Below are 13601 nucleotides of genomic sequence, written 5' to 3'. Positions count from 1 at the left end.
GGGGCGCACGGCTGCGGCGGGGAACCGTCCGGTCCCCCGCCGCACCCATGGTGACTCAGCCCTTGTTGGCGCCGAGTGTGAGTCCTGCGATGAACTGGCGCTGGAGCGCCAGATACACGACCAGCGTGGGAATCATCGTGATGACCGCGCCGGCCGCCAGCAGGTTGTAGTTCGAGAGGAACTCGCCCTGCAGGTTGTTGATCGCGGTCGTGATCGGCAGCTTGTTGCCGGACTGGATGAGGATCAACGGCCAGAAGTAGTCGTTGTAGATGAAGATGACCTCGAGCGTGCCGAGCGCCGCGAGGGCCGGCCGCGTCAGCGGCATGATCACCCGGGCGTACTGCGTCCAGACGCCCGCGCCGTCGACCCGTGCCGCCTCGGACAGCTCGATCGGGATCGCCTTCATGTAGTTCGAGAGCACGAACGTGCAGAAGCCGATCTGGAACGCGGTGTTGGCGAGGACCACGCTGTACAGCTGGTTCAGCATGGTGCCGGAGTCCGAGATGGCGTAGGGCAGCTGGACCAGCTTGAACATCTCGAACAGCGGCGTCGCCAGCACCTGCGGCGGCAGCAGGTTGCCTGCGGTGAACATGATCAGCAGCGTGACGTTGAAGCGCCAGGAGTAGCGGCTCACCGCGAACGCCATCATCGAAGCGAACAGCAGGGTGAGGATCACCGTCGGGATGGTGACGAGCACCGAGTTCCCGAAGTAGTTGATGAACCCGCCCTGCGTCCACGCCTGGAAGTAGTTGTCCAGGTTGAAGTTCCCCGCGACGCTGAAGTACCCGTACTTGTCGGTGTCGGCCTTCGGCCGCAGCGACGTGTAGATCGCCCACAGCAGCGGGACCAGCCAGATCAGCGCCATGACCGTCAGGAAGAGGTACGTCGGCCAGAGGGTGCCGCCGCGCTTCGACCTGGACCGGGCGACCGCCACGTCGCGCACGTCGCCCTTCGGCCGTGCCGTCGTGGCGGTGGAGGTGGTGCTCGTCATCGGCTCACCGCTCCTTCGTGCTGAACGTGCGCGACAGGTAGATCACGATCGGCACGAGCGAGATGATCAGCAGCACCACCGCGAACGCGGATCCGATGCCGATCACCTGCGTCTCGCCCACCAGGTACTGCACCACCAGCACGGAGAGCAGCTCCAGGCCGTTGGTGCCGTGGTTGATGACCCAGACGATGTCGAACGCACGCAGCGACTCGATCACCGTGATCACGACGATGATCACGTTCGTCGGGGCCATCGCCGGGAACACGATCCGGAAGAAGGTCTGCCGGCCGTTCGCGCCGTCGAGGGACGCCGCCTCCCGCAGGGACGGATCCACGCCCTTCAGACCCGCTAAGTACAGGATCATGATGTAGCCGGCGTGCCGCCACGTGGCGGCCACGAGCGCCGCCCAGAGGTTCACCTTCGAGTCGCCGAACCAGTCGATCGCGTGCGGTGTCCCGGAGGTGCCGAGCAGGTAGTTCAGCAGGCCGTTGTCCTGCGAGTAGATGAGCTCCCAGATGATGCCGATCAGGGCCAGCGACAGCATCACCGGCAGGAAGAACACCGTCTGGTAGATCCTCGTGCCCCGGATCTTCTGGTCGAGGAGCACGGCGAGCAGCAGCCCGAGGGGGGTGCCGATCACCGCGAGGAAGAGCAGCCAGGTGACGTTGTGCAGGACGGCGGGCCAGAACTGCGGCGACTCCGTGAAGACGAACCGGTAGTTCGTGAGGCCGTTGCCCTGGATGGAGGACAGGGCGAGCCCGTCCCACTTCGCGAAGGACAGGCCGACCGAGGCGAGCGTCGGGATCCAGACGAGCAGGGCCTGGATCAGGACGGGGATCCCGACCATGATCCCGAGGACGACCCGATCCCTGGTGCCCAGCTGACGCAGGCGCCGGCGCCGGGCCGGGGGACGGACCCCCGACCCGGCTTCGGTGTCGCCGAGTGCGGCGAGCGGTGCGGACATGGTGCTTCGTCAGTCCCTACTGCTGCGCGTACAGCGTCTTGGCCTGCGACTCGATGTTGGAGAGGTTGATGGTGCCGCTCTTGATGAAGTTGAGCATCGCCGGCTCGAGCACGTTGGCGGCCATGGCCGGCAGCGCGTCGCGGTCGAAGAACTGGCTGATGTGCTTCGCGTTCGCGATGACCTCCGAGAGCTTCTTCGTGAAGGCGGAGTACCCGGAGGTGTCCGCGTCCTTCGCCGTCATGATGTTCGACTTGTCGACGGAGTAGTAGGCCTGCTGGCCGGCGCCCGTGCCCATGAACGCGAGCATGTCCTTCGCCGCCTGGTTCTGGCCGCCCTTCTTCGACAGCATCAGGCCGTCGATCGGCGCCTCGACCGAGTCCGTGCCCTCGACCTTGACGGAGGGGAACGGGAAGAAGTCGATGTCGGCGAGCACGGCCGGGTCGGTGAACTGCTGCGTGATGAAGGAGCCGAGCAGCATCATGCCGGCCTGCTTCTTGCCGAGCTTCTGCGCGCCCTCCTGCCAGGTGAGGCCGGCTGCGCTCGGGTCGTAGTAGGGCAGCAGCTCCTTCCAGGTCGTGAAGACCTCCTGGACCTGCGGGGTGTCCCAGCCCTGCTTGTGCGCGCAGAGGTCGACATGGAACTGGTAGCCGTTGATGCGCATGTTGAGGTAGTCGAACGTGCCGCAGGCGGGCCACTGGTCCTTGTCGGTGAAGGCGATCGGGATGATCCCCTTCGCCTTCATCTTCTTCGACACCGCGATCAGGTCGTCGAAGGTGGCGGGCACCGTCCAGCCGTTGTCGGCCCAGAACGACTTCCGGTAGAAGAAGCCCCAGGGGTAGTTGTAGTTCGGGACGAAGTACTGCTTGCCGTCCTCACCAGTGGAGGCCGCCTTCAGGCCGTCGGAGAAGTTGCTGCCGATCTTCGCCCAGACGTCGCTGACGTCGGCGACGAGGCCCTTCTTGGCGTAGTAGCGCATCCGGTAGCCGGCGAACCACGTGAAGGCGTCGTCGGGGCTGCCCTGGAGGTAGTTGCTGATCTTGTCCTGGAAGCCGTTGTGGTCGCTCGTGTTGACGGTGACCTTGTCCTTCGACTTCTTCTCGAAGGCGCTCACGAAGGCCGCGTAGGCCTGCTTCGGGGTCGGGTCCGAGGCGTTCGAGCCGAACGTCAGGCTGCCGCCGCCTCCACCGCTGCCGCCGCTGCTGCCGCTGCTGGAACCACCCGTGCTGCACGCGGCGAGAACCGGTGCGCTGATGAGACCCACGGCACCGAGCCCGAGTCCCTTGACGAGGCTGCGGCGGTCCATCTGGAACCGTCCTGAAGCCGTCTCTGCCATGCCCACTCCTTCGTGTGTATCGCGGTGTCGCCGCGCGGTCCGAGTGGCTCCGGGGGCGGAGCGACGGGGATCACCTCTGCGGACGAATGCGGGGTGCGAAACGTTCACACCGGCGGTCGAATACTACGGCTGAGCGCCCCGTGGACGTCAACCTCCGCGGCGAGCCGCGTTCCAACCGTGACCTCGGCAGTGCTCGAGCGCACCACGAGACGCCACGGGAGCGGCGGCGTCGACGGCAGCGCGGCGCCGTGCTCGATCTCGTCGATGAGGGCGTCGATCGCCCGGCGGCCGATCTCGGCGAAGTCCTGCTCGATGGTGGTGAGCGGTGGAGCGAGGTACCGCGCGGAGGGGAAGTCGTCGAAGCCGACCACGCTGATGTCGCCGGGCACCGCGAGACCCGCCTCGCGGGCCGCCGCGAGCAGGCCGACCGCCATCTCGTCGTTCGCGGTGAACACCGCGGTGACATCCCAGCGGGCGAAGGCGCTGCGGCCGCTGACGTAGCCGGCCTCGGGCGTCCAGTCACCCGGGTCGGCGAGCATCGGCGCCAGGCCGTGCGCCGCCATCTCCTCCAGGTAGCCGCGCCGGCGCTCCTCCGCCTCGGCCCACCCGGCAGGACCGGGGATGTGAAGGATGCGGCGGTGCCCGAGCTCGATGAGGTGGCGGGTGGCGAGCCGGGCGCCCCCCCGCTGGTCGATGGGGAAGCCGTCGACCTCGTCGGGCGCGCCCTGCAGCGTGAGCACGGGGACGCGGGCGCCGATCCGGTGGATGGCGTCGCGGGCGCGGTCCTGCGGCGCGATGGCGACGATGCCCTCGACGCCGTGCATGAGCAGCGAGTCGATCGCCTGGGCGATGTCGGCGACCTCGTCCGAGGCGTTCGGGCTGGCGGTGACCGCATACCCGCGCTCGCGCGCGGCCTGCTCGATCGCGAGGAACGAGCTGAAGGGCCCGTAGAGGGGCCGGGCGGTGATGAGCACACCGATCGTGCGGCTCCGCTTGGTGACCAGGGCGCGGGCGGCGCGGTTCGGGCGGTAGCCGAGCTCCACCACCGCTGCCTGCACACGGGCCGCGGTGTCGCGGTGCACCTTCGGGTGGTCGTTGAGCACCCGCGAGACGGTCTGGTACGAGACGCCGGCCGCTTCGGCGACGTCGCGGATGGAGGGCGGACGGTGGCGACGCCCCGACTCGTTCATGCGGCCTCGCATCCCGGCGAGGCACGAGCCGCCGCCGGTCGCGATGCTATCCCCGCGCCGCCCGCCCCCGCACTCCCCCGCGCCCGGCCGTGCCCGGGCCCCGGGCGCGGCTCAGGCCCCGACGGGCCAATTCGGGCGCAACGGGCGTCCGATGACACCCATCGACGTCCGATCCCGCCCGCCGCCGCGCGGTCCTCTCCTCCACAGCCCTCCCGCGGGTGCAGTTGTCCACCACGCCCGTGCCTGCGGTCCCCGGGTTCCGCCGGTTCGCGCCATGGTTCCGGCCATGACATCGCTCACCATCCCCGGCCGGTTCGAGCTCATCCGCGTGGGCGCCGGGAACCGGTCCACCACCGACGACCGCACCTTTCGCCGGGCGGTGGAGCGCGGCGAGCTGGTGCGCGTCCGGCGCGGTGTGTTCATCCCTGCGTCCCTCTGGCGAGGGCTGCTTCCCCTGGATCGTCACCGCCTCGCGGTGGCTGCGGCGGTCGATGGGGCTGCCGCGCCGATCGTCAGCCACCGCAGCGCAGGCGCCCTCTGGGGCGTGTGGCTGGTCGGCGACGCGCCGGTCGATGTCGACGTCCTCGCCTCGCCCGCCAACGGGACTCGACGCGAGGGCGGCTTCCATCGTCACGCGTCAGCGGATCGAGAGATCGAGGTGGCGGATCTGGAGGGGATGCGGGTGACGTCCGTGCTGCGCACCGTCGTCGACCTCGCCTCGGCGCTCCCGTTCCGTGAGGGGGTCGCAGCAGTCGACTGGGCACTCGCTCACGGCATCGAACGCGCGGCGTTGGCAAGGCTCGCCATGACCCTCCACTCGGCGGGCGCGCTCAAGCGGGCGGTCGCGGCGATCGCGTTCGGCGACGCCCGTTCGGGCTCCCCCGGCGAATCGGTGAGCAGGGCGCTCATCTCGGAGATGGGCTTCCCGCCTCCCGAGCTGCAGACGCGGTTCAGCGACCGGCTGGGCCTCATCGGCCTGACGGACTTCTACTGGCGCCGATGGCTGCTCATCGGCGAGTTCGACGGCATGGCCAAGTACCGGTCGGAGGAGCTGCGGAAGGGGCGGACGCCGGCCCAGGTCGTCACAGATGAGAAGCGGCGCGAGGACCGCCTCCGAGCGACCGGGCCGCGAGTGGCCAGGTGGATCTGGGCCGACCTCTCACCGGCGCGGCTCGGGCCGATCCTGCTCGGAGCCGGGCTGCCGCGCACGGCGTGATCGACGGGCCGTTTCGGAAACGAATGGGCGTCATCGGACGCCCATTCCGCCCGAAACCGCCCGGGCACGGGCGGGCGGCGAAGCTCAGCGGCGGTAGTTGGGGGCCTCGACGACCATCTGCACGTCGTGCGGGTGCGACTCCTTCAGCCCCGCGGCGGTGATCCGCACGAAGCGGCCGCGCTCCTTGAGCTCCGGCACGGTGCGGCCGCCGACGTAGAACATCGACTGCCGCAGCCCACCGAGCAGCTGGTAGATGACGCTGCTGACCGGCCCGCGGTAGGGCACCTGGCCCTCGATGCCCTCGGCGATCAGCTGCTCGTCGCTCGGGACGTCCGCCTGGAAGTAGCGGTCGCGCGAGTACGAGGTCTTCTTGCCGCGGGTCTGCAGCGCGCCGAGAGACCCCATCCCCCGGTAGGTCTTGAACTGCTTGCCGTTCACGTAGATCAGCTCGCCCGGGCTCTCGTCGGTGCCGGCGAGCAGGGAGCCGAGCATCACCGAGTCCGCGCCCGCGACGAGGGCCTTCGCGATGTCGCCCGAGTACTGGAGGCCGCCGTCCGCGATCACGGGCACGCCGGCCTCGCGCGCGGCGAGCGACGCCTCGTAGACCGCCGTCACCTGGGGCACACCGACGCCGGCGACGACGCGGGTGGTGCAGATCGAGCCGGGCCCGACGCCGACCTTCACGGCGTCCACCCCGGCGTCGATGAGCGCCTGCGCGCCGCTGCGGGTCGCGACGTTGCCGCCGATCACCTCGATGTGCGCCGCGCGGGGCTCGGCCTTCAGCCGGCGGATGATGTCGAGCACGCCAGCGCTGTCGCCGTTCGCGGTGTCGACGACGAGCACGTCAACGCCCGCATCGACGAGGGTCATCGCCCGGTCCCAGGCGTCGCCGAAGAAGCCGATGGCGGCGCCGACGCGCAGGCGTCCCGCCTCGTCCTTCGTGGCGTTCGGGTAGCGCTCGCTCTTGGTGAAGTCCTTCACCGTGATGAGGCCGGTCAGGCGGCCGGTGTCGTCGACGAGCGGCAGCTTCTCGATGCGGTGCTGCGCGAGCAGGCCGATGGCGTCGTCGGGGTCGATGCCCTCCTTCGCGGTGACGAGCGGCTGCTTCGTCATCACGTCGGCGACGCGGATGGTGTCCTTCTCGAACGGGGACACGAAGCGGATGTCGCGGTTCGTCACGATGCCGACGAGCAGCCCGTCGCCGTCGACGACCGGCAGCCCGCTGACGCGGAACTGCGCGCAGAGCGCGTCGACCTCCGCGATCGTCGCGTCCGGCGTCGTCGTGACGGGGTGCGTGATCATGCCGGACTCGGACCGCTTCACGCGGTCGACCTGGTCCGCCTGGTCCTGGATGGACAGGTTGCGGTGGATGACCCCGAGGCCGCCCTGCCGCGCCATCGAGATCGCCATCCGCGACTCGGTGACCGTGTCCATCGCGGAGGACAGCAGCGGCGCGGCGAGCCGGATGCGGCGGGTCAGCCGCGTGGAGGTGTCCGCCTCGCTCGGGATGACGTCCGTGTGGCCGGGCAGCAGCATCACGTCGTCGTAGGTGAGCCCCAGGAACCCGAACGGATCGTCAGTCATACGTCTCCTCAACCCGAGAGCGGCGGGTGATCTTCCCCGCTCCCCATGGTATTAGGGCGATGAGGGGCCGGTCAGCCGGGGTAGGCGTCTCGGTAGAGCTCGGCGACGACCAGCTCCTGCGGCCACTCCTCCATCTGCGCGATCCGGATGAACCGGTTCTCGATCCGGATCACGAACGCCTCGCCGTCCTCGCCGGGCGGCACGGCGACGAACCAGTCGTAGCCGCTCGGCCGGGGCGGGATGTTCCACTCCCCGAGGTACCAGTCGACGTCCGCGTCGACGCTCGCGCGATCGTCGGCCGTGAACGGCAGCTCGTACCGGAGCTCGCCCTCGTTCCGCTCCTCGATGACGCGGACGCGCCGCAGCGAGTCGTCCGTCGGCCGCCGAGCGAACCTCCCGGGCCCGGCGAGGAACGCCATGGCGCACTCGAACCCGTTGTCGTCGACCTCGGCCCAGCCCGCGGTGTCGCCGCCGAGGTCGACCGCCGCCTCCCAGCCGTACGACCAGCGGAGGGTGGAGGGCGGGGGATCGGCCATCAGGACGGCAGCGGCGTCTCGGTGAGCTCCTCGACGTCCTCCGCGAGGGTGCCGAGGTAGAGCTCGATCACCTTCGGGTCGTCCGCGAGCTCGTGACCCGTGCCCGTGTACGAGTTCCGGCCCTGGTCGAGCACGTAGCCGCGGTCGCAGATCTGCAGGCAGCGGCGAGCGTTCTGCTCCACCATGATCACGGTCACGCCGGTGCGGTTGATCTTGCGGGTGCGGATGAACGTCTCGTCCTGCCGCACGGGCGACAGGCCTGCGGACGGCTCGTCGAGCAGCAGCACGGCGGGCTCCATCATCAGCGCCCTCGCCATCGCGACGGACTGCCGCTCGCCGCCCGACAGGCCGCCGGCGCGCTGCGACCGCCGCTCGGCGAGCACCGGGAAGAGGTCGTAGATCGCCTCGAGTCGCTCCGACAGCCGTCTCGGCCGCAGGAACAGCCCCATCTGCAGGTTCTCCTCGATGGTCAGCGAGGGGAAGACGTTGTTCGTCTGCGGCACGAAGCCGACGCCCGCCTGCACGAGCTTGTTCGCCTTGCTGTTGGTGATGTCCTCCCCGTTCAGCAGGACCGTGCCCTGGCGCACGGGGACGAGGCCGAACAGCGCCTTCAGCAGCGTCGACTTGCCGGCGCCGTTCGGCCCGATGATGCCGATGAGCTCACCGGGATACGCCGTGAGGCTGCAGTCGTTGAGGATGTTGATCCCCGGCAGGTAACCCGCGGTGAGATGCTGCGCGTCGACGACGGGGTCGGCCGATCCGGTGTACGCGACCATCAGTGCTCCTCCTCCGCCGTACCGGCCTGCTCGGCAGGAGCGGACTCCTCCGCCGTATCGACGTCCTCCGCCCGCGCGGCGTCCTCCGCGGCGACGGCCGCGCCGAAGTCCTCCTCGAGCACCGCGTCGTCCCCGAGGTCCTGGTCGTGGTGCGACCCGAGGTACGCATCGACGACGGCCTGGTGCCGCATGACGTCGGCGGGCGGCCCCTCCGCCACGATCCGCCCCTCGGCCATGACCACGACCCAGTCGGAGATGTGCCGCACCATGTGCATGTCGTGCTCGACGAACAGCACGGTGGTGCCCTGGTCACGCAGCGACTCGATGTGCCCGAGCAGCGACTGCGTCAGCGCCGGGTTCACGCCGGCCATCGGCTCGTCGAGCATGATCATCGCCGGGTCGCTCATCAGCGCCCGCGCCATCTCGAGCAGCTTCCGCTGGCCGCCGGAGAGGCTGCCCGCGTAGTCGTCGGCCTTGCCGTCGAGCTTGAAGCGGGCCAGCAGCTCGACCGCCTTGTCCCGGATCTCCTGCTCGCGCTTCTTCCACACGGGGCGGACGAGGGCGGCCAGCATCCGCTCGCCGGGCTGGTCCTGCGCCCCGAGCAGCATGTTGTCCATCACGGTCATCCGCGACAGCGCCTTGGTGAGCTGGAACGTGCGCACCATGCCCGACTGGGCGACGCGGAAGGCGCTCGTCGACGTCAGCGACTTGCCCTGGAACCGCCACCCGGCGTACTGCGCGTCATCGGAGGCGAAGCGCGGCTTCGCCGACGTCGGGCGGTCGAACCCCGTGATCAGGTTGAAGAACGTCGTCTTGCCTGCGCCGTTCGGGCCGATGAGCGCCGTGATCGCGCCCCGTTGCACCTCGAGGTGGTCCACGTCGACCGCGGTCACGCCGCCGAAGCGGCGCACGATGCGGTCGACCGAGAGGATCGGCTGCGGCTTCGCGCTGCCCGGTTCCTGCGGCACCGTCGCGAGCTTGGCCCGCAGCTTGGACCGGTCGTAGTCGTAGCCGTCGGCCGCGACGGCCGTCGCCGTGTCAGTCACCGAAGCTCAGCTCCTTCTTGTTCCCGAGGATGCCCTGCGGCCGGAAGATCACGAGCAGCATGAGCCCCACACCGACCACGATCCACCCGAACTGCGGGATCTGCTGCTCGTTCATCACCGACGAGGGGACGAACTGGCTGACGAAGTCGTTCAGCCCGATGATCACCATGAAGTAGAGCACCGAACCGAGGACCGGGCCGAACACCGTCGCGGCGCCGCCGAGCAGCAGGCACGTGTAGAGCAGGAACGTCGTCGTGCGGCCGAGCGAGTCGGGCTGCACGGACGCGGACATCACGTAGAGCACGCCGCCGATCGAGCCGAAGACACCGCCGAGGACGAGGGCCTGCAGCTTGCGGGCGTACACGTTCTTGCCGAGGCTGCGGACCGCGTCCTCGTCCTCGCGGATGCCGCGGAGCGTGCGCCCGTACGGGCTGCGGGTCAGCAGATAGGTGATCAGCAGCGTGATGGCGAGCACGACCCAGCAGACGATGCGGAGGTACCAGCTGTCGCCGGCCGTCATCGGGTAGTTGTACGGGCCGACCTGGAAGCTGCCGTTCTGCGGGAACGGCGACAGCGCCGTGAACGCCGGCTGGTAGACGCTGCCGAGGATGCCCGCCGCGCCGCCGGTGATCGGCGCGAGGCCCTGGTTGCCGCCGACGATGCGCACGATCTCCGCGGCGGCCACCGTGACGATCGCCAGGTAGTCGCCGCGCAGCCGCAGCGTGGGGATGCCGAGCAGGAGCGCGAAGAGCACCGCGGCGATGATCGCGACGAGCACCCCGAGCCAGAACCCGCCGTGCATCTCGACCGTGATGGCGAAGCCGTATGCGCCGAGCAGCATGAACCCGGCCTGCCCGAAGTTCAGCAGGCCGGTGTACCCGAAGTGGAGGTTGAGGCCGACCGCGGCGATCGCGAACGCCGCGGTCACCGACGACAGGATCTGCTGGCCGAAGTCGATGAAGAGGCCGCTCAGGAAGTCCATCGTCCGTCCTTTCGGGTCAACCGACGCGCTCGCGGCGGCCGAGGATGCCCTGGGGCCGGAAGATCAGCACCAGGATGAGGATGAGCAGGGCGCTCGCGTAGCGCAGGTCGCTCGACAGGAAGATGCTCGACAGCTGCACGACGAGGCCGATGACGATCGAGCCGACGAGGGCGCCGAACGCCGTGCCGAGCCCGCCGAGGGTGACCGAGGCGAACAGCAGGAGCAGCAGGGCCTGGCCGGTCGCCCAGGAGACGCCGCCGTACACGAGGGCGTAGAGGATGCCGGAGAGCCCGGCGAGGCCCATCGCCACCGTCCACACCAGGCGGATGATCCGGTCGACGTCGATGCCGGAGGCCGCGGCGAGCGCGCGGTTGTCCGAGACGGCGCGCGTCGCACGGCCGATGCGGGTGCGCTGCAGCGCGAGGCCGACCGCGACGAGCACGACGATCGCGATGAGCATCGAGAGGTAGGCGTTCGGCGTGATGCCGAGCGGCCCCGTGTTCAGCTGGATCTGGTTCGACACCTGGTGCACCTCGGCGCCGACCGTGTACTGGTACAGGTACTCCAGCGCGAGCGAGAGCCCGATGGTGACGACCATGAGCTGCGTCAGCCCGGTGCCGCGGCGCCGGAGCGGCGCCCAGATGAGCCGGTCCTGCACGTAGCCGGTCGCCGCGCACACCGCGACGGTGACCACGCAGGCGAGCAGGAACGGCAGGCCGAGCTGGATGCCGAAGACGTACGCGAGGATGCCGCCGAGGGTCACCTGCTCGGCGTGCGCGAAGTTGCTGAGTCCGGTGGTGCCGTAGATCAGCGAGAGGCCGATCGAGGCGAGCGCGAGCAGGAGGCCGAGCAGCAGGCCCGTGCCGATCTGCTCCCAGATCTGCGTGAGCAGCCCGCTGCCGCCCGCACCGGGCGACGACGACTTCGAGCCCTTCGGCGCCCCGGTGAGGGCGAAGATGGCGGGCTGCAGCTGGCCGAGCGTCGCCGTGATGGTGCGGGACGGGGCGGCCGCCTTCACACCCGTCGGCAGCGTCGCCGTGTTCAAGGTGATCTTGTAGGGGCCGGCCTTCCTGACCTTGAAGCCGTAGACGCCGTCGCCGTTCGTGACGGCGGATGCGGAGGCGCCGCTCGCGCCGGCGAGGGACACCTCGACGCCCTTGACGGGGTTGCCGTTGTCGTCCTTCAGGGTGCCGCGCACGCAGGCGGTCGCGTCGTCGACGACGCAGGTGGCGCTCGCGGTGACGACGGTGCTCGACGACGTCGTCGGCACCGGAGTCGGTGTGGGGGTCGCGGCCGAGGCGGGAGCCGCCACGGCGAGGAGGGTGCCGACGGCGAGGAGGCCGCCGGTGACCAGTGCGGTCAAGGTCCTTCGGGAACGGGTGCGCGAGGCCATTGGCGCCTTTCGGTGCGGGGTCCGGGTCCGATCCTGGCCCATCCGGGCCCGGATATGGGAACGGGGGCCCGGCCTGGCAGGCCGGACCCCCGCAGCTGATCGGATCAGCCCTTGACCGAGTTGACGAACTCGCTCGGGGTGTTGCCCTTGTACTTGAAGATGCTGATGTAGCCGGTGGACGGGTCGTGCTTCGCGTTCAGCGGCCCGATGCCGGCCAGCCCCTCGTAGTGGATCGCCTTCTTCTGCTTGAGCAGCGCGAGGCAGTCCGCGTAGCTCTTGCAGACGGTCCCACCGTTGGCGCCGGACACGTCCAGCATGTTCTTCTGGATCGTCGCGGACGACGAGTCGCCGCCCTTCTGGGCTGCGAGCGCCATCAGCACGACGCCGTCGTACGCCTCGGGGCCGTAGCTGTACGAGGTGATGGTGCTGCCGCCGTGCTGCGTGTACCAGGCCTGCGCCTTCGACTTGAACGCCGCGTTCGGGTTGACGCCCTGCGTGGAGCCGGTGACGCCCGTCAGGGTGTTCGCCGGGAACTCCGTGCCGTAGTCGTTCAGGTTGCCGTCGACGAAGTAGGTGTGCTTCAGGCTGATGCCCGCCGAGACCATCGCGGGGATGATCTGCTTCGTCTGGTCGAACGCGATCACGACGATCGCGTCGGGGTTCGAGGCCTTCAGCTGGCCGACGATGGACTGGAAGTTCGTCTCCTTCGAGGGGAACTCCTGGTTCTTGCCCCTCGCGCCGTAGACGACCGTGCCGCCGGCACCCTCGATCGCCTTCTGCGTCGCGTCACGCAGGTTCGTGCCGTACGGGTCGTTGAAGACCAGCATGCCGACCTTCGAGAAGCCGTCGGCCACGATCTGCTTGCCGAGCGCGTTGCCCTCGACCGTGTTGGGCGGCGCGTCCCGGAAGTACCACTTCGAGGCGCCCGAGAGGGAGTCCGCGGTGTTTGCCGGGGAGAACATGACGGTGTTCGAGGCCGACACGGTCGGGAGCACGTTCAGCGTGACGCTGGACGACTCCGCACCGAGGATCGCGGAGACGCGGTCCTGGAGCAGCTTCTTGATGTTCGTGGAGCCGACCGTGGCGTTGTCCGCGTCGGAGGAGTCGGTGGAGATGGTGCAGGCCTTCTGCCCGTTCACCCCACCGGCGGCGTTGATGTCCTGGATGGCGAGGCCGCCACCGCTGATGGCGGCCGGCCCGAGGAAGGCGAGCGAGCCGGTCAGCGGCAGGAAGGTGCCGAGCTTGAACTGCTTGGCGGGGTCGGAGCCGGAGGGGCAGTCGGTCGGCGCGGCGACGGTGCTGGAGGCCGATGCGGAGGCGGACGCCGAAGCCGAGGTGGACGCGGAAGCCGAGTTGCTGGACCCGGCCGACGGCGTCGAACAGGCTGCGAGGGAGGTTGCGAGAGCAGCCCCGACCGCCAAAGCGGTCACGGTGCGACCGCGGAGGTGTGCAGGCATTGCGATCCTTCGTCTGTCATGGATGCGTCGGCGCAGGAGGACCCGAACCGAGTTGTGACCGTCAACCTAGGAACAGGACGTTCCACAGATGTTTCGCAGAGGCCCTGGGAGGCGATTCGTTACGCGTCCGTGA

12 protein-coding genes are annotated in these 13601 nt (G+C 69.5%); 1 reads left to right on the top strand and 11 read right to left on the bottom strand.

The window, feature by feature from the left end:
- Positions 1 to 55 precede the first annotated feature (55 nt).
- The 4 genes from VIG76_RS07865 to VIG76_RS07850 form a co-directional block, all read right to left on the bottom strand.
- A complete protein-coding gene (locus tag VIG76_RS07865; protein ID WP_331952852.1) occupies positions 56 to 991 on the bottom strand; it encodes a carbohydrate ABC transporter permease in 936 nt (311 codons plus the stop codon).
- A gap of 4 nt (positions 992 to 995) precedes the next feature.
- A complete protein-coding gene (locus VIG76_RS07860; protein ID WP_331952850.1) occupies positions 996 to 1955 on the bottom strand; it encodes a carbohydrate ABC transporter permease in 960 nt (319 codons plus the stop codon).
- Between the two features lie 16 nt (positions 1956 to 1971).
- Positions 1972 to 3288 (bottom strand): ABC transporter substrate-binding protein, encoded by a 1317-nt coding sequence (locus VIG76_RS07855; RefSeq protein ID WP_331952847.1) that lies wholly within the window; start codon positions 3286 to 3288, stop codon positions 1972 to 1974.
- Between the two features lie 104 nt (positions 3289 to 3392).
- A complete protein-coding gene (locus tag VIG76_RS07850) occupies positions 3393 to 4478 on the bottom strand; it encodes a LacI family DNA-binding transcriptional regulator (protein WP_331952845.1) in 1086 nt (361 codons plus the stop codon).
- A 286-nt stretch (positions 4479 to 4764) separates the two neighbouring features.
- On the opposite strand from VIG76_RS07850, the gene VIG76_RS07845 reads away from it, so the two are divergent.
- Positions 4765 to 5694 (top strand): hypothetical protein, encoded by a 930-nt coding sequence (locus tag VIG76_RS07845; RefSeq protein WP_331952843.1) that lies wholly within the window; start codon positions 4765 to 4767, stop codon positions 5692 to 5694.
- 84 nt (positions 5695 to 5778) lie between these two features.
- On the opposite strand, the gene guaB is transcribed toward VIG76_RS07845, so the two are convergent.
- The 7 genes from guaB to VIG76_RS07810 all read right to left on the bottom strand — a co-directional run bounded on the left by guaB (position 5779) and on the right by VIG76_RS07810 (position 13468).
- Complete coding sequence (gene guaB / locus VIG76_RS07840) at positions 5779 to 7278, bottom strand: IMP dehydrogenase (RefSeq protein WP_331952841.1); 1500 nt, start codon at positions 7276 to 7278, stop codon at positions 5779 to 5781.
- Between the two features lie 71 nt (positions 7279 to 7349).
- Positions 7350 to 7814: a DUF5956 family protein gene (locus VIG76_RS07835; RefSeq protein WP_331952839.1), complete on the bottom strand. Its 465-nt coding sequence runs from the start codon at positions 7812 to 7814 to the stop codon at positions 7350 to 7352.
- Complete coding sequence (locus VIG76_RS07830; protein WP_331952837.1) at positions 7814 to 8590, bottom strand: ABC transporter ATP-binding protein; 777 nt, start codon at positions 8588 to 8590, stop codon at positions 7814 to 7816. Before VIG76_RS07830 ends, VIG76_RS07835 begins: the two co-directional genes overlap by 1 nt.
- On the bottom strand, positions 8590 to 9636 hold the full coding sequence (locus tag VIG76_RS07825) for an ABC transporter ATP-binding protein (RefSeq protein WP_414640620.1): 1047 nt from the start codon (positions 9634 to 9636) through the stop codon (positions 8590 to 8592). The genes VIG76_RS07830 and VIG76_RS07825 overlap by 1 nt, the downstream gene beginning before the upstream one ends.
- Complete coding sequence (locus tag VIG76_RS07820; protein ID WP_331952835.1) at positions 9629 to 10618, bottom strand: branched-chain amino acid ABC transporter permease; 990 nt, start codon at positions 10616 to 10618, stop codon at positions 9629 to 9631. Before VIG76_RS07820 ends, VIG76_RS07825 begins: the two co-directional genes overlap by 8 nt.
- A 16-nt stretch (positions 10619 to 10634) precedes the next feature.
- The gene (locus tag VIG76_RS07815) at positions 10635 to 11981 is read right to left on the bottom strand and encodes a branched-chain amino acid ABC transporter permease (RefSeq protein ID WP_331952833.1); all 1347 of its coding nucleotides are present in this window, start codon (positions 11979 to 11981) and stop codon (positions 10635 to 10637) included.
- Positions 11982 to 12115: 134 nt separating this feature from the next.
- Positions 12116 to 13468: an ABC transporter substrate-binding protein gene (locus tag VIG76_RS07810; RefSeq protein WP_331952831.1), complete on the bottom strand. Its 1353-nt coding sequence runs from the start codon at positions 13466 to 13468 to the stop codon at positions 12116 to 12118.
- Positions 13469 to 13601 lie beyond the last annotated feature (133 nt).

Source organism: Amnibacterium sp. (assembly GCF_036559085.1).
Lineage (GTDB): Bacteria > Actinomycetota > Actinomycetes > Actinomycetales > Microbacteriaceae > Amnibacterium.
Note: the sequence above shows the minus strand (reverse complement) of the source record. Positions and strands in the feature narration are given on the sequence as shown.

Bases quoted from the DNA above. Each gene is read 5' to 3' on its own strand.
- VIG76_RS07865 (WP_331952852.1), bottom strand. From the start codon at position 991: ATGACGAGCACCACCTCCACCGCCACGACGGCACGGCCGAAGGGCGAC.
- VIG76_RS07860 (WP_331952850.1), bottom strand. From the start codon at position 1,955: ATGTCCGCACCGCTCGCCGCACTCGGCGACACCGAAGCCGGGTCGGGG.
- VIG76_RS07855 (WP_331952847.1), bottom strand. From the start codon at position 3,288: ATGGCAGAGACGGCTTCAGGACGGTTCCAGATGGACCGCCGCAGCCTC.
- VIG76_RS07850 (WP_331952845.1), bottom strand. From the start codon at position 4,478: ATGAACGAGTCGGGGCGTCGCCACCGTCCGCCCTCCATCCGCGACGTC.
- VIG76_RS07845 (WP_331952843.1), top strand. From the start codon at position 4,765: ATGACATCGCTCACCATCCCCGGCCGGTTCGAGCTCATCCGCGTGGGC.
- guaB (WP_331952841.1), bottom strand. From the start codon at position 7,278: ATGACTGACGATCCGTTCGGGTTCCTGGGGCTCACCTACGACGACGTG.
- VIG76_RS07835 (WP_331952839.1), bottom strand. From the start codon at position 7,814: ATGGCCGATCCCCCGCCCTCCACCCTCCGCTGGTCGTACGGCTGGGAG.
- VIG76_RS07830 (WP_331952837.1), bottom strand. From the start codon at position 8,590: ATGGTCGCGTACACCGGATCGGCCGACCCCGTCGTCGACGCGCAGCAT.
- VIG76_RS07820 (WP_331952835.1), bottom strand. From the start codon at position 10,618: ATGGACTTCCTGAGCGGCCTCTTCATCGACTTCGGCCAGCAGATCCTG.
- VIG76_RS07810 (WP_331952831.1), bottom strand. From the start codon at position 13,468: ATGCCTGCACACCTCCGCGGTCGCACCGTGACCGCTTTGGCGGTCGGG.